General features: G+C 64.2%; 20 protein-coding genes. 13 read left to right on the forward strand and 7 right to left on the reverse strand.

Annotation, left to right across the window (positions count from 1 at the left end):
- The first annotated feature begins 94 nt into the window (after positions 1-94).
- Both F8G81_RS02450 and F8G81_RS02455 read left to right on the forward strand, forming a co-directional pair.
- The gene (locus F8G81_RS02450) at positions 95-1,444 is read left to right on the forward strand and encodes an acyltransferase family protein (protein ID WP_267279377.1); all 1,350 of its coding nucleotides are present in this window, start codon (positions 95-97) and stop codon (positions 1,442-1,444) included.
- Positions 1,441-1,770, forward strand: a complete 330-nt coding sequence (locus F8G81_RS02455; protein ID WP_267277457.1) for a GNAT family N-acetyltransferase — start codon at positions 1,441-1,443, stop codon at positions 1,768-1,770. The genes F8G81_RS02450 and F8G81_RS02455 overlap by 4 nt, the downstream gene beginning before the upstream one ends.
- A 107-nt stretch (positions 1,771-1,877) precedes the next feature.
- Here F8G81_RS02455 and F8G81_RS02460 read toward each other — a convergent pair whose 3' ends face one another.
- Positions 1,878-2,630 (reverse strand): GAF and ANTAR domain-containing protein, encoded by a 753-nt coding sequence (locus F8G81_RS02460; RefSeq protein ID WP_267277458.1) that lies wholly within the window; start codon positions 2,628-2,630, stop codon positions 1,878-1,880.
- 176 nt (positions 2,631-2,806) lie between these two features.
- On the opposite strand from F8G81_RS02460, the gene F8G81_RS02465 reads away from it, so the two are divergent.
- Positions 2,807-3,346 (forward strand): hypothetical protein, encoded by a 540-nt coding sequence (locus F8G81_RS02465; RefSeq protein WP_267277459.1) that lies wholly within the window; start codon positions 2,807-2,809, stop codon positions 3,344-3,346.
- A gap of 134 nt (positions 3,347-3,480) precedes the next feature.
- On the opposite strand, the gene F8G81_RS02470 is transcribed toward F8G81_RS02465, so the two are convergent.
- On the reverse strand, positions 3,481-3,828 hold the full coding sequence (locus F8G81_RS02470) for a hypothetical protein (protein ID WP_267277460.1): 348 nt from the start codon (positions 3,826-3,828) through the stop codon (positions 3,481-3,483).
- Between the two features lie 318 nt (positions 3,829-4,146).
- Here F8G81_RS02470 and F8G81_RS02475 point away from each other — a divergent pair, with 318 nt between their 5' ends.
- The 5 genes from F8G81_RS02475 (at position 4,147) to F8G81_RS02495 (ending at position 10,432) form a co-directional block, all read left to right on the forward strand.
- Positions 4,147-5,766, forward strand: coding sequence for a pyridoxal phosphate-dependent decarboxylase family protein (locus tag F8G81_RS02475; protein WP_416377095.1), 1,620 nt, complete (start codon positions 4,147-4,149; stop codon positions 5,764-5,766).
- The gene (locus F8G81_RS02480) at positions 5,763-7,103 is read left to right on the forward strand and encodes a lysine N(6)-hydroxylase/L-ornithine N(5)-oxygenase family protein (protein ID WP_267277461.1); all 1,341 of its coding nucleotides are present in this window, start codon (positions 5,763-5,765) and stop codon (positions 7,101-7,103) included. Before F8G81_RS02475 ends, F8G81_RS02480 begins: the two co-directional genes overlap by 4 nt.
- Positions 7,100-7,678 (forward strand): GNAT family N-acetyltransferase, encoded by a 579-nt coding sequence (locus F8G81_RS02485; protein ID WP_267277462.1) that lies wholly within the window; start codon positions 7,100-7,102, stop codon positions 7,676-7,678. The genes F8G81_RS02480 and F8G81_RS02485 overlap by 4 nt, the downstream gene beginning before the upstream one ends.
- Positions 7,669-9,552 (forward strand): IucA/IucC family protein, encoded by a 1,884-nt coding sequence (locus tag F8G81_RS02490; RefSeq protein ID WP_416377159.1) that lies wholly within the window; start codon positions 7,669-7,671, stop codon positions 9,550-9,552. Before F8G81_RS02485 ends, F8G81_RS02490 begins: the two co-directional genes overlap by 10 nt.
- 103 nt (positions 9,553-9,655) lie before the next feature.
- Positions 9,656-10,432 (forward strand): SDR family NAD(P)-dependent oxidoreductase, encoded by a 777-nt coding sequence (locus F8G81_RS02495; RefSeq protein WP_267277463.1) that lies wholly within the window; start codon positions 9,656-9,658, stop codon positions 10,430-10,432.
- Here the strand turns inward: F8G81_RS02495 and F8G81_RS02500 are convergent.
- Together F8G81_RS02500 and F8G81_RS02505 are read right to left on the reverse strand one after the other, a co-directional pair.
- Positions 10,365-11,471, reverse strand: a complete 1,107-nt coding sequence (locus F8G81_RS02500) for an FUSC family protein (protein WP_267279380.1) — start codon at positions 11,469-11,471, stop codon at positions 10,365-10,367. The two genes, F8G81_RS02495 and F8G81_RS02500, sit on opposite strands and share 68 nt — an antisense overlap.
- A gap of 268 nt (positions 11,472-11,739) precedes the next feature.
- On the reverse strand, positions 11,740-13,359 hold the full coding sequence (locus tag F8G81_RS02505; protein ID WP_267277464.1) for an MFS transporter: 1,620 nt from the start codon (positions 13,357-13,359) through the stop codon (positions 11,740-11,742).
- A 490-nt stretch (positions 13,360-13,849) separates the two neighbouring features.
- Here F8G81_RS02505 and F8G81_RS02510 point away from each other — a divergent pair, with 490 nt between their 5' ends.
- Positions 13,850-14,095, forward strand: coding sequence for a hypothetical protein (locus F8G81_RS02510; protein WP_267277465.1), 246 nt, complete (start codon positions 13,850-13,852; stop codon positions 14,093-14,095).
- A 69-nt stretch (positions 14,096-14,164) separates the two neighbouring features.
- On the forward strand, positions 14,165-14,425 hold the full coding sequence (locus tag F8G81_RS02515; protein ID WP_267277466.1) for a hypothetical protein: 261 nt from the start codon (positions 14,165-14,167) through the stop codon (positions 14,423-14,425).
- Between the two features lie 155 nt (positions 14,426-14,580).
- On the opposite strand, the gene F8G81_RS02520 is transcribed toward F8G81_RS02515, so the two are convergent.
- On the reverse strand, positions 14,581-17,175 hold the full coding sequence (locus tag F8G81_RS02520; protein ID WP_267277467.1) for an ATP-dependent DNA ligase: 2,595 nt from the start codon (positions 17,173-17,175) through the stop codon (positions 14,581-14,583).
- A 40-nt stretch (positions 17,176-17,215) separates the two neighbouring features.
- On the opposite strand from F8G81_RS02520, the gene F8G81_RS02525 reads away from it, so the two are divergent.
- Positions 17,216-18,346, forward strand: coding sequence for a Ku protein (locus F8G81_RS02525; protein WP_267277468.1), 1,131 nt, complete (start codon positions 17,216-17,218; stop codon positions 18,344-18,346).
- 42 nt (positions 18,347-18,388) lie between these two features.
- Here F8G81_RS02525 and F8G81_RS02530 read toward each other — a convergent pair whose 3' ends face one another.
- Positions 18,389-18,655, reverse strand: coding sequence for a DUF7218 family protein (locus F8G81_RS02530; RefSeq protein ID WP_267277469.1), 267 nt, complete (start codon positions 18,653-18,655; stop codon positions 18,389-18,391).
- Between the two features lie 329 nt (positions 18,656-18,984).
- Here F8G81_RS02530 and nagA point away from each other — a divergent pair, with 329 nt between their 5' ends.
- Positions 18,985-20,295, forward strand: a complete 1,311-nt coding sequence (nagA, locus tag F8G81_RS02535) for an N-acetylglucosamine-6-phosphate deacetylase (RefSeq protein WP_267277470.1) — start codon at positions 18,985-18,987, stop codon at positions 20,293-20,295.
- Here the strand turns inward: nagA and F8G81_RS02540 are convergent.
- Entirely contained in the window at positions 20,233-21,678 is a 1,446-nt protein-coding gene (locus F8G81_RS02540; protein WP_267277471.1) for an MFS transporter, read from the reverse strand. The genes nagA and F8G81_RS02540 overlap by 63 nt on opposite strands.
- 136 nt (positions 21,679-21,814) lie before the next feature.
- Here F8G81_RS02540 and F8G81_RS02545 point away from each other — a divergent pair, with 136 nt between their 5' ends.
- Positions 21,815-22,690: a helix-turn-helix transcriptional regulator gene (locus F8G81_RS02545; protein ID WP_267277472.1), complete on the forward strand. Its 876-nt coding sequence runs from the start codon at positions 21,815-21,817 to the stop codon at positions 22,688-22,690.
- Positions 22,691-22,693 lie beyond the last annotated feature (3 nt).

Below are 22,693 nucleotides of genomic sequence, written 5' to 3' on the forward strand. Positions count from 1 at the left end.
TGGTGTGAAGGAGCAGGGGCCAACCCCCGGGCGCGAGCCGGTCAAAGGCGGCGAGCCGGTAAAGGGCGGCGAGCCGGTCACAGGGCACGAACCGGTGGAGCGAGATCTGGTTATTGACCTGGTCCGCTTCTTCTGCCTGGCCCTGGTGGTCGTCGCACACTGCATGATGGTGAGCCCGGTCCTGCACCCGGACGGCACTGTCACCACGGAAAACACCCTCACTGAGCAGAACTGGTTTCAGCCCGTCACCTGGATCTTTATGGTGATGCCGTTGTTCTTTGTCACTGGCGGGACCACAGGCCTCCAGTCCTGGCGGCGGCTGAAATTCCGCGGAGGCACCGGCTTTGACTTCGCCCAGGCACGGCTCCTGCGGCTGGTCCGCCCGGCGGCGGCACTCCTGGCAGCCATGTTCCTGGGACTGTGGGCCGCACTGCTCCTTGGCGTGGACCCGCAAGTGGTTCAGCTGATGGCCACGGGCGCCGGAATGCCGCTCTGGTTCCTGGCTGCCTACCTTGCCGCGCAGCTGAACATTCCGCTGCTGGCCAGGTTCCATGACCGCGCCCCCTGGCTGACCCTTGGCATCCTTGCCGCCCTGGTGGTGGCCGTGGACTGCCTCCGTGGGGCCCTTCCGTTGCTCGCCTACGCGAACCTTGTTTTCCTGTGGTGCACGGTTCAGCAGCTGGGCTTCCTCGTGGCTGATGGCGTTTTCGCCAGGGTATCCCGTTCCGGGCTGGTGGGCCTGATCCTGGCCGCAAACCTCCTGCTCGGGCTGCTGGCCGGGCTGGGCCTGTACTCCGGGAACATGCTGGTCAACCTGAATCCGCCCAACCTGTGCCTGCTGCTGCTGGGCGTGTCGCAGGCCGCGGTGCTGGAGCTTTTCAGGCCTGGGCTCGATTGGGTTTCCCGGCTGGGGTGGGTGCGCGGTGTTGTGGCCGTTGCGGGGCGGCGTTCCATGACGGTGTACCTGTGGCACCTGCCCCTGCTCGTGGCCATGACCGGGATACTGCTCCTGACGGACTTTCCCAAACCTGCCGCCGGCACCGCCGCCTGGTGGTGGGCGCGGCCCTTGGTACTGCTGGGCGTGGTGGCCCTCCTGCTGCCGGTGCTGGCCTTTTTCGGCCGCCTTGAGGAACGTCCGACGGCGTCTGTCCACACCCGCGGACGGCCCCCGGCCGCAGTGGTGACTGCCGCCGTCGTGGTGTTCATCCCGGTGGCGGACGCCGCTCTCAACGGCCTGGCACTAGGCCTGCTGGGAGGCGGCGCGGCCTGCTTTATGCTGGCCGCACTGCTCCTGGGCAGGGTTCCCGAACGCCTTCCCGGCGTGAACGATGCGGCATCAGGTGAGCAGGCCAGCCTGCCAGGTACGGGAGCCGGGGGAGGGTCGGGTGCCTCAAACGGCGGGGCATTGCCAGCGGGGCCAAGTAGTGCCAATGTCGAACCATGACTGAGAACATGATTTCCACAGAGGACGAATTCCGTCCTGACGTCTCAATGGCCAGGAACGATGCGCAGCACTGTTACGAGCTGCAGGTGGGCGGGAAGATCGCCGTTCAGTCCTTTTTCCTGGACAAGCCCGGACACGTGGATTTCACCCACGTGGAAACCGCCGAAGGTTTCCAGGGACAGGGGCTGGACAAAGTGCTGGTCCACTTTGCGCTGGACGATGTGGTGGCAGCGGGAAAACGGATCATTCCGCGCGACCCATTTTTTGCCGAGTACCTGCGCCTCCATGAAGGCTACGAGCAGCATGTGGACTGGCCGGAGGGGTAGCCGGGAGAGGTAACTGGCCAGCCTGTGGACAGTAGCCCGGACAGCAGGCTGACCGCTGTTGTTGCCGCCCAGGCGGTCAGTAACCAGGTGGTCAGTAACCAGGGGTGTCAGTCAAAGTGCGTGACTGACCCTCGGGTGGAAAATGCTGCGACCAGGTTCTCGGCGACGGTCCGCAGCTTTTGGTTCCTGCCGCTGGAGGTCTTGACCAGGATGGCCATCGCTTCCTCCTGCGAGCAGCGGTTCTGACCCATGATGATTCCGGCGGCCAAGTCAATCGCGGTCCGTGATTCCATCGCCGCCTTAAGATCTGCCGCCAACTGCTGGCCGGCAGCCACGCGGACAGCGAGCCGCAGTGCGCTTTGAGCGTGCGAGGCGAACAGTTCGGCGCTCTCCAAGGCAGTGGAATTGAACGCGTTCACGGCGGGAGCGAAGATGTTGAGTGCAGCCCGGGCGTCCTCGTCCAAGGTGAGGGGAACGGCAAGAACGCTCAGCTGGCCAAGCTCCGCAATTGCCTGGCCGTATTCCGGCCAGCGCGAGTCCCGCCGGGTATCCGGGACCAGCACAGTGGTTCCGGTATTCATCGCATGAAGGCAGGGCCCTGCGCCATAGTTCTGCTGGATCTCGTCCATAAGACGGGCCTGTTGATCGCTCCACGCAGCAGTGGTGGTCCGGCGGCGCCGGCTCAGGGTGACGGCGCACACCACCGGCAGCTCCATGGAACTCGAGACAGCCCGGGCCGCATAGTCGCAGAGTTCATGAAGGAACTCGTTGACGTCGCGGCTGTCGATGACGAGGTTCTGAAGCTGCGCCGTGACCGCGGCCTCGGAACGAACTGAGGTGTCAATCGCTGACTTGTCCATACCCCATTCTAGTGCCGTCCTGTGACAAAAGGCCGGGCCCAGTGCAGGTATCAGGGCGCCGCGTCAAAGAGGCGCGCCGTAATCTTTATGGCCAAACTTGTGACCTGCGCAACATGTTCGTAAAGTCATTGGTGGGCCATGCAGCCGGCCCGTTAGATCCTTCCGTGGAGATTCCTGTGAGCCACAAACTTTCCCACCACAAGCTGCGTGTTGTTGTCCACGTTGACCTTGACCCGGGACACATCACGGTAGAGGTTGGCGGATGCCTGACACATTCGAACTTTCCGGCCTTGCTCCACCTGCTGCTGCGGGCCCAGCGCCTGTCCTTCAGCCCCAGCATTGCGCTGAACCTGCGGCGGGCCATTCACTTGGACGCCGGCGTCCTTGCACATCTTCGCCACATCGCCAGTCCTGGGTCCCATGGTGCGGGCCAGCATGCGGCCATCCACCACGAAATGGGTATGGCGGCAGCGGCGGCACTGGAGGAAGCTGACGATTTCCATCTGACCATCATGGAACCCGTGTACCTGCCGGTATGCCCCATCCATTCCGCGAAGGAGTTGGCGGAAGCGCGCCTGGACGTGGCGCAGGCAGCCCTTCTGGAGCACCCGAACCAGCCCACAGACCCGCCCCACCCGGTCCGGCCAAGCCGGTCCGCCAGCGCTAAGCGCATCCAGCGCGAACGGTCACTTAAGGCCCACAAGGTCCATTTTTAGAGGGTTGCCGACGGTTAAGTAGCGTGCCCGCAGTTCAGGTGCCCGGCGCCTTAATAGCTCGGCTTAATTGCTCGGCGCCGTTAATTGCGAGGTGCCTTAGCTGCGGGTGCTGATGACTGGCGATGAAGGGCGGGTTAGGTGCTCCTGCGCCGCCATTGCACCGCGTGCCAGAACAGCAGGGAGATGACGGTCAACGTTCCGGCCAGGGGTGCAAAGCTCAGCACGAAGAAGGCCACCTGGGGTCCCATATTGCCGGGTATCGGGCCCTGGGAAAAAGCGTTGACATAGCCCCAGACGGCCGCGGCGTTCAGTCCTACGGCCAGGATCCAGAGGATGATGATGAACGGATTGAGGCGGAGGTTGCCCGCCTGACTGCCTGGTGCTGCCCCAGTGCCGGTGCTGCCGGCAGTTTCCGGATCAACGGCCCGGCCGTTCTGGTCCACTTCACGGAATCCGATGCCGTTGGACTCTGTCTGCTCCACGTTTCCCCTTTTGATTCGTGTGGCCCCGCTGCTGGTACAAGACCCTACCCCCTGGCCGCGACTGCCCTGCAATGGGGAGTGTCTGCTGCAGGCACCCTCCCGAGCACTCCCCGCCACTCCCGGACAACAGACGCCCTTTCAAGCGGCGTATTTTGCACCTCTTTGGTGTTCGGTGCCAGTCAATGACGCGCGTTTGCCCCTAAAGCACCCGTCATTTAGGGGCTGAAGATAAATACATCACAAAAGTTTGACGAAAAGGCTGTCCTAAGTAAGGCTTACCTTGCTCCTCTCCCCATCGTCGACTTAAGGATGACTCCCGTGCCACTGCTGCCCCGTGTTGAAGAGATCTATGTGGATGAAGGCCGGGGCACCGAAGCCTCGCCGGGGCAAGACTTTGCGTCCCGGGTGGAACTCGCCCTGGCCGCCACCAACCATCTGTTCAACGCCCGCAACTCGCCGCGTTACGTGGCGCAGGTGCTGCAGGGTGTCAACGCGGTGGCCACCAAACTGGACCGGACCACGCAGCCGTTCACCGGCGTCGGGCCCACGGAACTGAAGGCGCGCATCGGTGCGGTGGATCTTGACCGGCCGTTGCCTGATACCGCTGCCGCCCTGGAGGAGCTGGAGTCCGTCTACCTGCGCGACGCCATCTACTTCCACGATGCCAAGTACGCAGCCCACCTGAACTGCCCCGTGGTGATCCCGGCGCTGGTGGGAGAGGCCATCCTCTCGGCAGTGAACTCTTCGATGGATACCTGGGACCAGAGCGCCGGCGCCACCATGATCGAGCGCCGGCTCATCGACTGGACCGCCGAGCGGCTGCAGCTGGGGACTGCAGCCGACGGCGTGTTCACCTCCGGTGGGAGCCAGTCCAACCTGCAGGCACTGTTGATCGCCCGCAACCACGCCGTCGCGGGGCTGCGCCAGGAACCGGCCAACACCGGCCTCCGGCTGCCCGCACTGCTGGACAGGCTGCGCATCTTCACCTCGGAAGACAGCCATTTCAGCATCCAGAAGTCAGCCTCCATGCTGGGCATGGGATTCGACGCCGTGATCTCCGTCCGCTGTGCACCTGACCACCGGATGGACCCCGCCGCCCTCGCTGAGGCCATGGCGGAAGCGCACGACGCCGGGCTGGTCCCGATGGCGGTGGTGGCCACCGCCGGCACCACTGACTTTGGGGCAGTGGACCCGCTGCCGGAGCTTTCGGCCCTGGCCCGCGCCTACGGCGCGTGGCTTCACATCGATGCTGCGTACGGCGGCGGGCTGATGGTTTCGGGCCGCTACCGGCACCTGCTGGACGGAACCCGGCTGGCCGATTCCGTCACCGTGGACTTCCACAAAACCTTCTTCCAGCCGGTCAGTTCCAGCGCCCTGCTGGTCCGCGACCGCGCCATGCTGCGTCACATCACCTACTACGCGGACTACCTGAACCCCGAGAGCGCCGCCCTCGCAGAGATCCCCAACCAGGTGGATAAGAGCATCCAGACCACCCGGCGCTTCGATGCGCTCAAACTCTGGCTCACCCTGCGCATCATGGGTGCAGACGCTATCGGTGCCCTCTTTGACGAGGCGATAGACCTTGCCGCCCGCGTAGGCTCGCTTCTTGCCGCCGATGACGACTTCGAGCTCGCCGCCGAGCCCCAGCTGAGCACCCTGGTGTTCCGCTACCGGCCGCGGGTGGATACCCCAAGCGGCAGCCAGCGGATGTCTGAGGACGCCTCTGATCTCCTCAATCCCGCCATCCGCGCCGCGGTTTTCGCCTCCGGCAAGGCCGTTGTGGCCGGGACCAAGGTGGCAGGGCGGCACTACCTGAAATTCACGCTGCTCAATGCTGAAGCAACCCTGGAGGATATCGGCCAGATCATCAGCCTTCTTCGCAGCACGGGCGCCGGGCTCGTGCAGGACGGGCTGCTCCAGGACGAGGTGTCCGCATGAGCCACGTTTACGACTTCGCCGGCATCGGGGTTGGCCCCTTCAACCTTGGCCTCGCCGCACTCAGCGAACCCGTGGAGGGGCTGGACGGTGTGTTCCTGGAGCGCCGCGACTCCTTCGACTGGCACCCGGGCATGATGCTGGAGCCGGCCCACCTGCAGGTCCCGTTTATGGCGGACCTGGTGACGCTCGCGGATCCCACATCGCCCTACTCGTTCCTGAACTTCCTCAAGCAGACCGGGCGGCTCTACCGCTTCTATATCCGCGAGAACTTCTACCCGCTGCGCGCTGAGTACAACCAGTACTGCCAGTGGGTGGCCGGTCAGCTGCCATCCGTACGTTTTAACACAGCCGTGCTGAATGTGACCTACAACGACGGCGTGTACCGCCTGGCGGTGGAGGGACCGGACGGGGCAGAGGTGCTGTTGGCCCGCCGCCTGGTGTTGGGCACCGGTACGTCCCCGTACGTGCCGGCGGCCTGCGACGCAATAGTGGAAGCGGCTTCAAACGGCGGCGGGGTGGTCCTTCACAACGCCGACTACCTGTCCAGGAAGAGTGAACTGCAGGACAAGCGCAGCATCACCATTGTGGGCAGCGGCCAGAGCGCCGCGGAGATCTACTACGAGCTGCTTCAGGAGACCGACGTCCACGGCTACCAGTTGAACTGGGTTACCCGTTCCGGCCGGTTCTTCCCGCTGGAGTACACCAAGCTGACGCTGGAAATGACTTCGCCCGAGTACGTGGACTATTTCCACCGGCTGCCCCAGGACCAGCGCGATGGCCTGATCAAGAGCCAAAAGAACCTCTACAAGGGGATCAACTCCGAGCTCATCGATGCGATCTACGATCTCCTCTACACCAAGAGCCTCTCCGGCATAGTGGACACCCGCTTGCTGACGCACTCCTCCCTGACCAGCGCCGCCTGGGACCCGGCCGCACGTTCCCACACCCTGGAGCTGCACCACGAAGAAGAGGGAAGGTCCTACGCCCTGGACAGCGAGGCCGTGGTCCTGGCCACCGGGTACACCTACCGGGAGCCCGGCTTCCTTGCCGGTGTGCAGGACAGGATCGAACGGGACTCCTCCGGCAGGTTCGCCGTCAGCCGCAACTACAGCACCGGCGTCGAACCCGGGGAAATCTTTGTGCAGAACGCCGAGCTGCACACCCACGGCTTTGTGACCCCAGACCTGGGCATGGGCGCCTACCGCAACTCCTGCATCCTCCGGGAAATAACGGGCCGTGAGGTCTACCCGGTGGAGCGCAGCATCGCCTTCCAGGAGTTTGGGGCGCCGGCTACGGCCAACGCAGCAGTGACCGCCACGGCAGGGGCTTCAGTATGAGGTTTACGTTCCGCTGCCTGGACCCCCACGCCGATGCACCTCTTCTGCACAGCTGGGTGACCCAGCCCTACGCGTCCTTCTGGGGCATGTTGTCCTCCACGGTTGACGGGGTTGTGGAGGAATACTCCAAGATCCAGGCCAGTGGGCACCACCACGCCCTGCTGGGGCTCGACGGCGGTGTCCCCGCCTTCCTGATGGAGGAGTACCTCCCGTCTGCCTCGCCACTGGCCGCGGTTTACGCCGCCCAGCCCGGTGACATGGGAATGCACCTGCTGGTGGCGCCGCCGTCGGGAGGGCCTCAGCCCGGGTACACCACGGCGGTGATGGACGCCGTCCTGGACCGCCTCTTTAACAAACCGGGTGTGGAGCGCGTAGTGGTGGAACCCGATGCCAGGAACACCAAGATCCATGCCCTCAATGAACGGCTGGGATTCCAGCCCGCCGGGGTGGTGGACCTGCCGGACAAGCAGGCACTGCTGAGCTTCTGCTCCCATTCCGATTACCTCGCTGCACGGGCTGCCCTCCAACAGTCCGCAGACTCTTCAAACCCGATCCACCAGGGAGCATCACTGTGACCACCATTGCCATCTATCCAGACTTGCTCGCAGAAACCGCGGCCAACGCCGCCGTCCCGCATCTCACCCCGGAGCGGTGGGCCAGGGCCAACCGCCACCTGGTGCGCAAGGCGCTGGCCGAATTCCTGCACGAAAGGATCCTCACCGCCCAACGGATGGGCAGCAACGGCCCGGACTCGCCTGATGGGGTGGCGTCCTACCTGGTCAGCAGCGACGACGCTGCAAGCCAGTACTCTTTCAAAGCTCGGCTCCTTGCCCTGGACCACTGGTCCATCGACGGCGAGTCCATCCGCTGGACCCGGAACGGAAGCGAAGCAGCCCCGGATGCCCTGACCTTCATCACCGAATTCCGGAACACCCTGGGGATCCGGGAGGAGATGCTTCCTGTCTACCTTGAGGAAATCAGCAGCACGCTCGCCAGCCACGCCTACAAGCAGTGGATGGGCCAGCCGCTTGCCGGGGAGCTCGCCGCCGGAGTTACCGGAGGCAGCGATCCTGCTACCGACTTCCAGGTGCTTGAGCGCAGCATGACCGAGGGCCATCCCTGCTTCGTGGCCAACAACGGCCGGCTCGGGTTCGGCATCAGCGACTACCGGGCTTTTGCGCCCGAGGCGGGAGCTCCTGTCCAGCTGGAGTGGATCGCCGTGCACCGCAGCCAGGCGGTGTTTACCTCCAGCGCAGGGCTTGACTACCGGGCCCACCTGGAGGCTGAATTGGGCGCGCCGCTCGTGGCCGCCTTCGACGCCAAGCTCAGCGCGCAGGGCCTGGAATCCGCCCACTATTTCCTCATGCCGGTGCACCCGTGGCAGTGGGAGAACAAACTCACTGTCACCTTCGCCGCCGAAATAGCCCGCCACTTCATAGTCCACCTGGGGATAGGAACAGACAGCTACCAGGCGCAGCAGTCCATTCGCACGTTCTTCAGCACCAGCCACCCCGCCAAGAGCTACGTCAAGACGGCGATGTCCGTGCTCAACATGGGCTTTATGCGTGGTCTTTCGCCGCAGTACATGAAGGCCACCCCGGCCATCAACGACTGGCTGCGGGACCTGATCGGCTCCGATGCGGCACTCCAGCGCCGCGGCCTGGAAATGATCAGCGAAATTGCCGCCATCGGGTACCACAACAGCTACTACGAGGCCGCTTCCGCCAACGGATCCCCCTACCGGAAGATGCTCTCCGCCCTGTGGAGGGAGAGTCCGCTGCCGTTGCTCAAAGACGGCCAGCAACTGGCAACCATGGCCTCGCTCCTGCACGTTGATTCGGCCGGTAAACCCCTGGTCTCGGCCCTGATCGACCGGTCCGGGCTGGCCCCTGTTGAATGGCTGCGCCGGTACTTCGAGGTATACCTTGTCCCGTTGGTGCATTGCCTCTACCGCTATGAGCTCGCCTTTATGCCGCACGGCGAAAACGTGATCCTGGTGCTGGAGAACGGTGTGCCCGTGCGTGCGGTCATGAAGGACATCGCCGAGGAGATTGTGGTGATGGGGGACAGGCTGGACCTTCCCGAGGACGTGGCCCGGATCCAGGCGGACATTCCCGACGGCGAAAAGGTGCTGGCCATCTTCACGGATGTCTTCGACTGCATCTTCCGGTTCCTGGCCGCGCTGCTGGTGGAGGACGGCAAACTCAACCAGGACCAGTTCTGGGGCACCGCGGCCCAGGCTATCCGCGACTACCAGGCGGAGCACCCGGAATTGGCCAGCCAGTTCGCCCGCCATGACCTCTTCGCCGCGGACTTCGAATTGTCGTGCCTGAACCGCCTGCAGCTGCGGAATAACCAGCAGATGCTGGATCTCGCGGACCCGTCCGGCGGGCTGCAGATGGCCGGCCGGCTGGCGAATCCACTCGCCAGGTACGCGCCGCAGTCCTGATAACCCACCCGCTTTATCTCCAGGGCTGACGAAGCGCGAACGAACACTTGAGGTCCCCGCAGGGAGGGCCTCAAGTGTTCGTTCGCGCGGCTAGGCTGGGGCCATGACGACGCCACAGAGTACCGGGACCACGGCACTGATTACCGGAGCCACAGCGGGGCTGGGCGCCGAGTTCGCGCGTCAGCTCGCGGAGCAGGGGCACCACCTGGTGCTCGTGGCACGGGACAGCGGGCGGCTGGCCGCCAAGGCGCACGAACTGGAAAACAACTACAGCATCGACGTTGAGGTGATTGCCGCAGACTTGACCGACGACGACGGCGTGGCTGCCGTCGTCGAACGCCTTTCCGCTGAGGCACGGCCGGTGGAGATCCTGGTGAACAACGCGGGGTTCGGGCTGCTGCGGTCCTTTGAGGAAAATGACATCGAGGATGAAAAGGCGCATCTGAAACTACTCGTGGAAACGCCCATGGTGCTGAGCCATGCTGCGTTGCCGGGGATGCTGCGGCGCCGTTCCGGGAAGATTATCAACGTGGCCAGCGTGGCGGCATTCCTGCCGAGAGGGACCTACTCGGCGGCGAAGGGGTGGCTGGTGGCCTTCAGCCGCTGGGCCAACCTGGCGTACTCCCCGCAGGGCGTCACGGTCACGGCAGTGTGCCCCGGGCTGACGCACACTGAGTTCCACGACCGGATGGAGATGGACAAGTCAGTGGCGCCGCGGTGGATGTGGCTCAACCCCGAGCGTGTGGTCCGGGAGGGGCTGGCCGCCAGCCAGCACGGCAAGGCAGTTTGGGTCCCTTCCAAGAGGTACAGGGTCATGATGGCGGCGGCGCAGGTGCTCCCCGCCCGTCTGACAACAGGTCCGCCGCGAAGGGCGAGGTAGGCCTGCCCCTCACCGCAAGCACGACAAGGATCCCTATCAGGGCGCCCACCAAGGTCTCCACACCGCGCTCAAGAATCAGTACCGCGGGATCGATGGGCGCTGCGAGTTGCGTCATCAGCAGGATCACCGGAGTGAAGGACACCATGGCCAGTCCGTAATGCCGGGCCATGAACAGCTCCGTGGTGAACTGGAAGACGATGACCAGGATGGCCAGCACCGCCACGTGATGCACGGCGACGATTTCTACGGTTTGCCAGGGACCGGGAAGAAGTACGACGGCGGTGACCGCCAATCCGAAGAACGTCCCCACGATCCTGTGGATACCCCGGCGGACGCTGCTGGGAAGATCCGCACCTGCCAGCGGCACGGCCGCGGCCGCCATGGCCCAGTGCGGATGGCCACTTCCGCTGAGGACGCCCAGCGTGCCGGCCGCACCAACAGCCAGGACATACCTGGCGGCGTGGACCACGGCGGGCCTGGCCCCCACCGCCCGGAATGACACGATGTTCCTGGCAGCACCCGGCTGCCAGGCCCTCGAACGGACCCACCCTCCGAACCCGACGGCCAGGGAGAAAACCGCAGACCCGGCGGCGATCAGCACGGCTGCATACCAGGGGACGGCCAGGGGGACGGAAGCACAGGCGCCTAAAGCCAGGATTCCGAAGAACGGGCCATTGGGCTTGAGCCGTACCTTGTCCGCGAACAGTGACCCTGCGCCGGCCATCACGGCTTCGATCCCCACCAGCCACCACGAATGGAGTTGGGTGACGGAAAGGACCACCCCCACAGCTACGCCTGTCAGCAGCACGAGCGCCGCCTGTGCCTGGTGCTTTAGCCGGAGCTGGTGCGGTTCGGAGCGTCCGTACATCCCGGTCAGGGCTCCAAAGACTGCGTACATGATGAGATCCGCACGGCCCAGCAAAAGGAGTGTGAGTGAGGGAACGGCAACGCTGATGGCAACCCTGACTGCGGCGAGGCTGTCGTTGTCCGCCGGCTCCAGCCGGTGGAGCGCGCGCACCTGCTGCAAAACGGGCTTCATGCCGCCGATGCCACCCATCTTTTGTTTCACGTGGATCTTTTTCGAGACCCGGTTGCGGGCCCGGTTGCGGGCCTGGATGCGGCCGCTGGGGGCCTTTCGGAAGATATCATCCGGTGCCGCCGGAAGTCCTGCGGGCGGACCCGGAAGGTAACCTGTCACATCCCCAGCAGGCAGAGCCGAGGCCCGCCCTGCATGATTCCCCCAAGGAAATCACGCAGAGCGGGCCTCATGAGCGCGGGCTACAAGACGTATCCGGGACAGGCTGGGGCTACACGGAAGCCGGGACCCTGTCGTCTTGGGCGTCGGCAGGTTCCGCGTTGGCGGTGATGACGTCCTGGGTTTCGAACGGCATGTCGTCGAGGTCGATCAGCGGATTCTCATCCTGGGTGGCCACCAGTTCGCGCGCCTCTTCCTGGGTTGCCACGCTCGGCATGGAGCCGGGCAGCGGACGCTGGGCCGATTCCTTGAGGAAGTAAATGGTCACGGCACCAACGAGGGAGGTGGCCATCAGGTAGTAGGCGGGCATCATGTCGTCGCCGGTCGCCGTGATCAGCGCGGCAACAACGAACGGAGTGGTGCCTCCGAAGATAGCCACGGCGAAGTTGTAGGCGATACCCATGGCGCCGTACCGGCTGGCCGTCGGGAACTGCGCCGGCAAAGCCGAAGCGAGGTTCGCAACATAGAAGGCCACGGGAAAAGCGATCAGCGAAAGGCCTGCCAGCGTGGACCAGACTTCACCGACGCCGATCAGCATGAACGCAGGCGTTGCCAGCACCACGGTGCTGATGGCGCCGATCCACAACACCGGACGGCGGCCGATCCGGTCAGACAGCTTCCCGGTCAGGGGGATGCAGAGGCTCATGATGACCAGCACGGGAATGGTCAGCAGGGTTCCGTGGACAGGGTCGTAACCCTTTGACTCGGTAAGGTACGTAGGCATGTAGGACGTCAGGGCGTAGCCGGCGGTGTTCGCCGCGGCCACAAGGATCATCGCCACAATGAGTGAGCGCCAGTAGGCCTTCACAATGCCCACCGGCCCCTTGGAGGCATCAACGTCAGCGGAATCGGCATCCTGCGCGATCGATTCCTGGGCGTCGAGGGTGGCCTGGAACTGAGGGGATTCCTCAATCCTGTTCCTGAAGTAAATGGCGATCAGGCCCAACGGACCTGCAATCAGGAAGGGAATACGCCAGCCCCATTCCTCCATGGCGGCCTGGCCAAGGGTCAGCTGCAGGACAGATACCAGTGCTGCACCCAAGGCAAAACCAAGGTAGCTGCCCATATCCAGGAAGCTCGCAAAGTATCCCCGGCGCTTGTCCGGGGCGTATTCGCTGACGAACGTGGTGGCGCCAGCGTATTCACCGCCGGTGGAGAAGCCCTGGACAAGCTTCAGGACCACCAGCAGGACAGCGGCCCAGATGCCGATCTGCGCGTATCCGGGCAGCAGCCCGACGGCGAACGTGCTCGCAGCCATGATCATCAGGGTTGCAGCGAGTACCTTCTGCCGCCCGATCTTGTCGCCGAGCCAGCCGAACACCACGCCGCCCAGCGGACGCGCAATGAAGGTGGCCGCGAATGTTCCCAGCAGGAACAGCGTCCGGACGGCCGGGTCCGCCTCGGGGAGGAACACAGGTCCCATGGTGGTGATCAGGTAGCCGAACACACCGACGTCGAACCATTCCATGGTGTTTCCCACGATGGTTCCGCCGAGGGCTTTTTTCAGCATCGGCTGATTGACTACGTTGACGTCCGACTCTTTGAGCCGTCGCCGCGCGAGGAGCTTCGGTTTCCTTCCGCTCGCTGAGGTGACTGGTGCTGCCAATGTGTTGGTTCCGCCGGCGTTGTCTACGCCTGCTGAAGAGTCGGTCGTGCTTCGGTCTGTGGGCATTTGGGCGACTCCTATGGAGGTCATTTGCTTGCGACTTGTAGCTGCCCCGCTCCGGGCAGGCCTTCAATTTTACGCGAATCTCATGGCAACTGAGAGCTTCATGCCGTAAGCTCGCCCATTTGAGGGCGTTTTCGGGCGTGCTTCCAGAATTTGTTTTGGCCGCTTTGGCCGCGCCATTGCTGGCATCGGCGCGTCGAGTGCTGATGGTTACAGAATTTTTATCGTTTCCCCCTGCTGCTGAGGGTTGATCGGGCTCTGGATCCAGGCGAAAGTGACGGCGGCCACTGGCCGGCAGCCGTATTTGGGGGACCATCCGGTGCCCCACCAAGGGGGTTCACAAGTTCGCCGCTTGCTGCCTATTGTTGTGCCATGGGAACACTGATTTTTGAGTAGGCGGACGTTTGCGGCCCGCTTCAGCCGGCCCCCGTCCCTCCTTAACTCGGCAGACACGTCCGGACAAGCTGATCCTCCTCAGAAAGGTTCCATCAACATGACCAAAGACCACAGCCAGCCCACTCCCGGGGACGCACAGGCGCCGTCGGATTCTGAAAAGCCGGCAGATCCTGAAAAAGCTGAGTCGGGCGGCGTCCGGTCCCGGCTGACGGAAGCCCAAAAAGCCATGCTCGACAGCAAATCCCGTGGCGGAGGCGCCGGCCTCCAGAGTGTGGGCAAGAGTCACAAGCCCACCCACGTGAGCGGCAAACAAGGCCCGGCAGAAAAGAAAGTCCGCTGGTAATTCCGTCCTGACCTGCTTCACCAACCTACTGTTGAGCAACACTTCATTTCATTGGGGAAAGGAAGAAAGATGGCTGAAATGCACCCAGCAGGAAAGATCGAACCGGAGGTCGCGAGCCACCTCGCGGCAGCAATGGACACGCCCGCCATACCTGGCCCGGCTACCGTTCCGGTAACACCCGCCATGGCCGGGGAGCAGCATTGGCCGGACGGGAACGGCAGCAAACGGCACCCCAAAGAACGGGGCGCCGGCCACGGAAGGATCGGGCACGAGGCAGCTGTGACAGCGGTGCACCGGACCAGCCGGCCGCAAATGCCGCACTCGTCCTGATGAGGCGCATCTGACCTGACGACACGCAAAAGGCCTGGCGATACCCCTATTCGGGGGTCGCCAGGCCTGATGCGTGTCCTGGGGGAATATGCGCGTCGCCAGCTCGCCAGTGCCCGCACGGCAGTCCTGAACACTGCGGTCCAGCGCTGCGGCGTTCAGGACTCCGCCACAACGTCCCCCGGCTCCTTATCCACACGCCAGCCACGCCAGACAGGGTGCCGGAGCTTTCCGCTCCCCGTCCATTCACCGAAGGTCACTTCTCCCACGAGCTCCGGCGTGATCCAGTTCGCGTCCGCGGCGTCCTCGGCGGGAACGTCGTCGAAGGGGGAGGTCTTCCGTGCCAGCGCATCGACTTTGAGCCGGAGCTCCGTCAGTTCCCTGGTGCTGAACCCGCTGCCCACCCGGCCTGCGTACCGCAGCTTTTTCCCGTCCGGGATACCCACCAAGAGGGAACCGACCGAGCTGTTCCGTCCACCTTTGCCGGGACGCCATCCGCCCACCACTACTTCCTGGGTCTTTTCGAGCTTGATCTTGATCCAGGTCCGGGTGCGCTGGCCGCTGGCATAGCGGCTGCCGGTCCGCTTCGCCAGTACCCCTTCCAGGCCAAGTTCCCGGGCGCTCTCGAGGATGTGGTCGATCCGTTCGTCCAGCACCGGGGACAACTCAACAGGGCAAGCGGATGGTGTGAAAAATTCCTCCAGCCGCTGCCGCCGCTTCTCCAGCGGCCTGCGGCGCAGGTCTTCGCCGTCCTCGGACAGCAGGTCAAAAAGCATCAGCCGGACCGGGATGGACGCACGGGCCCTCTCGACGTCGTGGGGCCGGGTCAGTTTCATGCGTCCCTGCAGCCGACCGAAATCCGGTTTCCCGGAAGGCCCGACGGCGATGATCTCGCCGTCGGCGGCGAACGCCTGTGGCGGCCAGCAGGTCCGGACTGCCAATTCGGGATAGGTTGCCGTGACGTCGTTGCCGTTCCGGCTGAAGATGCGGATCCTCTTCTCATCGGCCACGATAACGGCGCGGACGCCATCCCATTTCAGTTCAAAATGCCAGCCACTGCCTTGGAGGTCCGCCGCTGTTCCCGACGTGGCCATCATCGGCCGGAAGTCCTCGGGGGCGGGCGCGGGCCCGGCTGTGGGGACGGCGTCAGCTGGCGCGGTGACCGTTGCTGCTGCAGCGGCGGGTCTACGTGCAGGGGCGGGGACGGCTGCGGGGGATTCCCGCTTCGCGGGCGCCGGCAGGTCCGCGGGCTCATCCGCGCCTTCGTCTGACCCGTCCTTCGACAATGGCGGACGACGGCGGCCGCCGTGGTGGTCTTTGTCCATCAGGTGGATCAGCCATTGCCCCTCGGTATCCTTCCCTCCGCCGCGGCCGGTGTTTATCAGGGCAAACTTTTTGGTTCCGCCGAGCCCGCCGCCCTCGGAGCCGGTTAGCGTGACGATGACTTCCCTGCCGTTGATCCACTTGTGGAGTTCGTAGGTTCCGTGGTCCCAGATGGTGACCTCGCCGGCGCCGTACTGACCCTTGGGGATAGTGCCTTCGAACGTGGCATAGTCCATCGGATGGTCCTCGGTCTGGACGGCCAGGTGGTTCTTGTCGCCTGAGTCCGGAACGCCTTTAGGCAGGGCCCAGGACACCAGGACGCCGTCGTGCTCCAGCCTGAAATCAAAATGGAGCCGGCTGGCGTGGTGCTCCTGGATCACAAAAGTGTTGCCGGGGCCCTCGGCACCGGTGAAGGGTTCCGGTGTTGCGTGCGGATCCCGCATGGAACGGTACTTCTGCAGGCGTGGATGCGCAGCGCCGTCGTCGTGATTTCCGGTGTTATCTGAATTGCGGTGGTTACCAGAGTCGCCGGGGTGACCGGCAGCTGTGGTGATGGCGGCGAAAGGGTCCTTGCCCGCGTGGACGCGGCGCATAACAGCCTTGTAATCGAGCTGCTGCAGATGCGGGGAACTCAGCTCGCGCCAGGTCCGCGGAGCGGCGACGGTGGGGGTGGGGCGGCCGCGGAGCGAGTAGGGCACGATGGTGGTCTTGGCCGCGTTGTTCTGGCTCCAGTCCACCAGGACCTTGCCTGTGCGGAGCGTTTTCTTCATATCGCTGACGGCAAGATCGGGGTGATCCGCCTCCAACGCGCGGGCCAGTTCCTTGGCGAAGGACGAGATCTGCTCCGAGCTCTGGGTCCCGTCCAATCCTGCGTAAAGGTGGATGCCCTTGCTGCCGCTGGTTACCGGAACCGGGGCCAGGCCCACGTCCTCAAGGATGGCGCGGGCCAGCCTGGCCACCTCCACGCATTCCTCCAGGCCGGCGCCTTCGCCGGGATCCAGGTCCAGGACGAGGCGGTCCGGGTTGAGCTGGTTGCCGTGGGAATCCACCCGCCATTGGGGCACGTGGATTTCCAATGAACCGATCTGGCCGAACCAGGTCAACGTGGCGCGATCATTGACCATCGGATAGTAAATGGTCCGTTCCTTGTGCGTGATGGCGGCCCGCGGGAGCCAGCCCGGCGCGGAATCTTCAAGATTCTTTTGGAAAAACACCTCTCCGGGATTGTCTGCGGTGCCCACCCCATTGACCCATCGCTTCCTGGTGGCTGGCCGGCTGGCGGCGGCAGGGATCAGGACGTGGGCGACGGCGGCGTAGTAGGCCAGGACGTCGGCCTTGGTAGTGCCGGTTTCCGGGTAGATGATTTTCTCCAGGTTGGTCAGGCTCATTTCCCGTCCCGCCACCCGGACCCGTTCCTTAGTGCCGGCCATGGGGCTTCACCTCAGGCGTTGTGTGATGTTCACTTGAGGGATGAGAGCCATCTGGAAAGGTGCCATCGCGTTCGGCCTGGTCAACGTGCCTGTGAAGGTCTATAGCGCCACCGAGGATCATGACATCAGTCTGCACCAGGTCCACAACGCCGACGGCGGCCGGATCCGGTATCAGCGCCGGTGTGAGGTCTGCAGCGAGATCATCGACTACTCGGATATTGAGAAGGCCTTCGAGGAAGACGGCAGGACGGTGGTCCTGTCCAAGGATGAGCTTAAGTCCATCCCGGCCGAGAACAGCCACGAGATCGAAGTGGTCCAGTTTGTGCCGTCCGAGCAGCTGGAACCAATGATGTTCGAGAAGAGCTACTACCTGGAGCCGGACTCCAAGTCGCCCAAGGCCTACGTCCTGTTGCGCCGGGCCCTTGAGGATACCGACAGGGTGGCCATTGTGCAGTTCGCCCTGCGCGACAAGACGCGGCTGGGTGCGCTCCGTATCAAGGACGACGTGCTGGTGCTGCAGTCCCTCCTGTGGCCGGACGAGGTCCGGGAAGCCAACTTTCCGGCGCTCGATGCGGACGTTCGGATTTCCCCGCAGGAGCGTGAGATGTCCGCCGCCCTGGTGGAGTCCATGGCCGCGGACTTTGAGCCCGAATCGTTCACTGACGAGTATCAGGTGCAGCTCCGCCAGCTGATCGATGCCAAGCTGGAACAGGGCGATGCGCTGGACACCGAGGCCACGTTCGGCGTCGAGGCTGGCGAGGGCAAGGGCGAGGTGATCGACCTCATGGAGGCGCTCAAGCGCAGCCTGGACCGGAAGCGTGGGGGCGGGCTGCCTGAGGCTGCCGAGGACACTGACGAGGAAGAGGCCGAGGAAGCGCCGGCCAAATCCGCAGCCAGGGGCGGCACAAAAGCTGGCACCAAAACCGCTGGCACCAAAACCGCGGGGGCTAAGACTGCGGACACTAAGACCGCGGGTACCAAGACCGCGGCGGCTAAGTCGACAGCTACGAAGTCCTCGGCCACTTCGGCAAGGGAGACTTCGACCAAGGTCAGTTCGGCGAAGTCTGAGGCTGCCAAGTCCACCGCCCGAAAGCCCGCGGCTAAGTCGGCGGCGTCCTCCGACAAGCCCGAGGCGAAGACGTCCACTACGCGGGCGCGCAAGCGTGCCTGAGGCTGTCGGCGGTCTCGCGCCTGGTTCGGTAATGGCTGCCGCCTAGGAGTTCCGGAGGGCGGAGATGAGCTCGCTCTTCTTCTTGGAGGAATAACCGGTGAGGCCTATTTCCTTCGCCTTGGCCTTTAGCTGCGCAACTGTCCAGTCGTCGTAGTCGCCGGCCTTGCCGCCCTTACGGCCCACGTCGGAGCGTCCCTTTTTGGCGGCGGCGTTGGAAATCCGGGCGGCTTTCTGCTTGGAGGCGCCGTCCTCGCGCAGTTCCTCATACAGCTTGGGATCTTTCACGCTAGGGTTTTTCTTGCCGGGCATGTCATCCTCCTTCAACCTTGGTGTGGTCTTGGCTGCCTGTTCTGCCCTGGGTCGTTTTTGAACCGTGGGGTCAGTTTCAACGCTAATTCCGGGGAACGGCAAAAACAAGGAAATAGTAAGGCTGCTTGCTTTTTGCTGATCCGGCCCAGCCGTTCGGTACTTCAGGGGGTATGCCCAGTCCTGGTGTGGCTTTTGGGGAAGCGACGTTAGGTAGGATCGCGGCAAGGACCAAACGAGCACAGCCCTGTGCGCCCACGGAACAGCCGGCCGCCTGCAGAGCCGCACGCCTGCATTATTTCCACCCCACACCAACAGGAGCGCCTTAGTACATGGACTATCTGGTTTCAGGGACCGTCATTACCGACGGGGAGATCCGCCAGGATCAGGTGCTGGCCATCAAGGACGGAAAGATTGCCTTCTCGGGCCCGGCCTCGGCTTGTGACGTTAACCTGTATCCGCGCGCTGAAACCATCAGGACTCCCGACGGCGGTGCAGTTCTGCCCGGGTTGGTGGACATGCATTGCCACGGTGCAGCGGGAGGCGACTTTCCGGCCGGTCATGAGGCGGAGAGCCGGAATGCGGTGTCCTTCCTCCGTTCCAGCGGGACAACCACGCTGCTGGCCAGCGTGGTCACCGCGCCAAAGGACGATCTCCTTAAAGCCATCCGCTCACTCCGGGTCGTGGCGGATGAAGGCCTTATCGCCGGTATCCATGCCGAAGGGCCTTTTCTCTCACACTCGCGATGCGGTGCCCAGGACCCGCGGTGGCTGCTGGAACCTGACCTTGAGTTCCTGAGTGCGTTGGTGGCTGAGGCCGGTGGGCACTTGAAGACAATGACGTACGCGCCCGAACTGCCGGGTTCCGACGAGCTCGTCTCCACGCTGGTGTCGTCCGGCGTGATCCCGTCCCTCGGCCACACGGATTCCGACGCGCGGACGGCCGCCGTTTCGCTTGAGTATGCGGCAGGCAGGCTCGGTTCGTCGTCCCTGCGGGGAGCGCGGCCAACGGTAACCCACCTCTTCAACGGCATGCCCCCGATGCATCACCGCGCACCCGGGCCAGTCGCCGCATGCCTGCGGCTGGCACGTGCCGGGACTGTCGCCGTCGAACTTATTGCAGATGGCGTCCACCTTGATCCGGAAACGGTCAGGATGGTTTTTGAGCTGGTGGGGGCCAACAACGTTGTCCTGGTCACCGATTCCATGGCAGCAACGGGCCTTCCGGAAGGCGAGTACCAGCTCGGCCCGGCGCAGGTTTCCGTCGTGGGCTATGTTGCCACCCTCACCAGCACGGGATCCCTGGCAGGCGGTACGGCAACCCTGCTCGACGTCGTTCGTCGGACTATAGCGGCCGGAGTCAGCGCTGCTGACGCCGTTTTGGCTGCCACAGGCACCCCGGCACGGCTGCTCGGACTGGACGGGCACGTGGGCAGCCTGCGCACCGGGATGCAGGCTGACCTCCTGATAGTGGACCGTGAATTCAGGCTCCAAACCGTCCTGAGGCATGGAGTGAGGCTTCCTTCGGCGCGGGCTGGCGCCCCCCAGCCCGCAGCGCGCGAGGACGGGAGCCAGGCTGTGTCAGCTGCCGGCTGGCCGGCTGCGCAGGAAGATCGAAACCACAACAGCCGTCCCCAGGCATAGCGCCGCGTTGACTCCGATGGCGGGGACCACCGCATCGAGTACTCCGGCCGGCTGACCGATGGCCCCGGGATGCAGGAACGCGGCCATCACGGCACTCATGACCGGGATGCCCAGGGTAATTCCGATCTGCTGGCTCATGGTGGCCAAGCCGGTGGCCAGGCCCTGTTCCGAGTCGGGAAGACCGGTGGTGGCCGTGACCATAAAGCCGACGATGGCGGCCAGGTTGGCAACGCCGCCAATAAAGGTAGCAGCCAGTACCAGCATCACCGAGGCAGGATCAGCGGTGATGAAGAGCAGCGAGCCGGTGGCGGCGGCCTGGACCGAGAGTCCGCTGACAATGGTGGTTTTTGGGCCAACCCTGCCAATGAGTTTGGGTGCAACAATGCCACCCACCACCGTGCCAATTCCCAGAACGGCGAAGGACAGCCCGGCGCCCAGTGGGGTGTAGCCCAGGACCTGCTGCAGGTAGACGGTCAGGACAAAGACCAGGGAGGTTTCAGTGGCGAAGGCAAGAATTCCGGCAGCGTTTCCCCAGGCAATGTTGTTCCGCCGCAGGATGCCCACCGGGATCAAGGCTTGGGCCGTGTTCTTTTCGATGATCAGGAACACCGCGAACAGCATAAGGCCGGCCGCCAAGGGACCCCAGGCGAACTGGTCAGCCCACCCCTTTTCCCCGGCGCTGGTCAGGCCGAAGACGAGCAGAAGCAGTGCGGCGGTGACGGTAAGTGCTCCCGGCACATCCAGCTTGGCCCTGTTTGGGTTTGAGGATTCCGACAGGAACCGGGGAGCGAGGACCAGAACGAACAAGGCGACGGGGACGTTGATGAGGAACGCCCACCGCCAGCTGAGCAAGTCCGTCAGAAGCCCGCCGAGAATGGCGCCGGTGGTGAAGCCGGCGGCCATCAGGGAGCCGTTCAGCCCCAGGGCCGTGTCCCGCAGCCGCCCTTCGGGAAAGGACGTGGTGAGCAGCGACAGGGCCGCCGGCGTCACGGCGGCCGTCGCCAGGCCCTGGGCCACACGCGCCAGCAGCAGCAGACCGGGCTCTGTTGCCAGCCCGCCCAGAAGCGAGCCGAACCCCAGCAGCGCCATGCCCGCGATGAAAAGGCGTTTACGTCCGAACAGGTCGGCGATTCGTCCGAAAAACAGTGTGAAGCCGGCGGCGCACAGCGCAAAGGAGGTGGCGATCCACTGCAGATGCTCCAGCGAGAATCCGACGTCGGCTCCTATCGCCGGCAGGGCAACGTTGAGGATGGAGAAATCCACGGCCAGGGTGAAGCTGGCGGTCAGCAGCAGGATCATGGTCAGGCGTTGCCGGCCAGTCATCCGCTCCGGTTGAATCGGGGTGGCCAGGTGCTGGAGGGGTGGGGTTTGGCGGGTGGTCATGCGCGGTTCCAATCATTGACGTGGTGGTCCTGTTGCTATCCACCGTCCACCGGTTTGCCGGCAGCAGCCACGCCGCGTTGTGGGTAGCACTGGCAGTGCTACCCACGTTTGCCGTTGTTCGGGAATACTCGGGGGTATGAACGAACCAGCAGCCATGGGCAGCTTCCTGCGCAAACGACGGGCTGCCCTGAGTCCCGGCGACGTGGGCCTGATGGATTACGGAACGCGGCGCGTCCCCGGTCTTCGGCGCGAGGAAGTGGCCATGATGGCGGGGATGAGCGTGACCTACTACGCGCGGCTGGAACAGGGCCAGCACGTCAACGCTTCCGATTCGGTCATCAATTCGCTGTCGCGGGCACTTGCCCTGACGGAGGCGGAAGGAAAACACCTCCGGGACCTCTCTGGAATCAGACGCCGGAAGCCAGCCTCCTCCCAGCACTCCCAGAACGGCGGCCCCCATCCGACCAGAGCCCATTACGCCAAGCCGGATCACGTCAGGGAGGGCACAAAACGTTTGGTTGACGCGATGGCGGTGCCCGCGGTGGTAGTCGGCAAGCGCACCGAAGTGATTGCCTGGAACAAGGCCGGTCACAGCCTGGTGGCATCGCATCTGGACTATAGCAGCGCCGAGGATCCTGTGGCGCGGCCCAACCTCACGCGAATGCTGTTCCTGGACGACGGCACCCGGACGCTCTACCCGAATTGGCGCTCGGAGGCAGGCCGCGCCGTCGCATCCCTGCGTTTGCTCTCCGGACGATTCTCCGACGACACGGAACTCGCCGGGCTTGTGGGGGAGTTGACCCTCAAGAGCCCGGAGTTCGCCCTGATGTGGGCCGAGCATCCCGTTGAGAACTGCATGTCGGGGCAGAAGCTGCTGAACCATCCGGAGCACGGCCGGCTGGACCTGGGATTTGAGGTCCTCACCATGCCTGATGATTCAGGGCACCGCATCCTGACGTACACCGCAGCGCCAGGCAGCAGACCCGCAGCGATCCTCGCAGGCCTTGCCTAGTCT

Source organism: Arthrobacter sp. CDRTa11 (genome assembly GCF_026427775.1).
In the GTDB taxonomy this organism is placed as follows: Bacteria; Actinomycetota; Actinomycetes; order Actinomycetales; family Micrococcaceae; genus Arthrobacter.

What these genes read in the sequence shown, in the direction of transcription:
- F8G81_RS02455 (WP_267277457.1), top strand. Translation starts at nt 1,441, where the DNA reads ATGACTGAGAACATGATTTCCACAGAGGACGAATTCCGTCCTGACGTC.
- F8G81_RS02540 (WP_267277471.1), bottom strand. Translation starts at nt 21,678, where the DNA reads ATGACCACCCGCCAAACCCCACCCCTCCAGCACCTGGCCACCCCGATT.
- F8G81_RS02495 (WP_267277463.1), top strand. Translation starts at nt 9,656, where the DNA reads ATGACGACGCCACAGAGTACCGGGACCACGGCACTGATTACCGGAGCC.
- F8G81_RS02485 (WP_267277462.1), top strand. Translation starts at nt 7,100, where the DNA reads ATGAGGTTTACGTTCCGCTGCCTGGACCCCCACGCCGATGCACCTCTT.
- F8G81_RS02480 (WP_267277461.1), top strand. Translation starts at nt 5,763, where the DNA reads ATGAGCCACGTTTACGACTTCGCCGGCATCGGGGTTGGCCCCTTCAAC.
- F8G81_RS02460 (WP_267277458.1), bottom strand. Translation starts at nt 2,630, where the DNA reads ATGGACAAGTCAGCGATTGACACCTCAGTTCGTTCCGAGGCCGCGGTC.
- F8G81_RS02525 (WP_267277468.1), top strand. Translation starts at nt 17,216, where the DNA reads ATGAGAGCCATCTGGAAAGGTGCCATCGCGTTCGGCCTGGTCAACGTG.
- F8G81_RS02530 (WP_267277469.1), bottom strand. Translation starts at nt 18,655, where the DNA reads ATGCCCGGCAAGAAAAACCCTAGCGTGAAAGATCCCAAGCTGTATGAG.
- F8G81_RS02515 (WP_267277466.1), top strand. Translation starts at nt 14,165, where the DNA reads ATGGCTGAAATGCACCCAGCAGGAAAGATCGAACCGGAGGTCGCGAGC.
- F8G81_RS02520 (WP_267277467.1), bottom strand. Translation starts at nt 17,175, where the DNA reads ATGGCCGGCACTAAGGAACGGGTCCGGGTGGCGGGACGGGAAATGAGC.
- F8G81_RS02505 (WP_267277464.1), bottom strand. Translation starts at nt 13,359, where the DNA reads ATGCCCACAGACCGAAGCACGACCGACTCTTCAGCAGGCGTAGACAAC.
- F8G81_RS02545 (WP_267277472.1), top strand. Translation starts at nt 21,815, where the DNA reads ATGAACGAACCAGCAGCCATGGGCAGCTTCCTGCGCAAACGACGGGCT.
- F8G81_RS02510 (WP_267277465.1), top strand. Translation starts at nt 13,850, where the DNA reads ATGACCAAAGACCACAGCCAGCCCACTCCCGGGGACGCACAGGCGCCG.
- nagA (WP_267277470.1), top strand. Translation starts at nt 18,985, where the DNA reads ATGGACTATCTGGTTTCAGGGACCGTCATTACCGACGGGGAGATCCGC.
- F8G81_RS02500 (WP_267279380.1), bottom strand. Translation starts at nt 11,471, where the DNA reads ATGAAGCCCGTTTTGCAGCAGGTGCGCGCGCTCCACCGGCTGGAGCCG.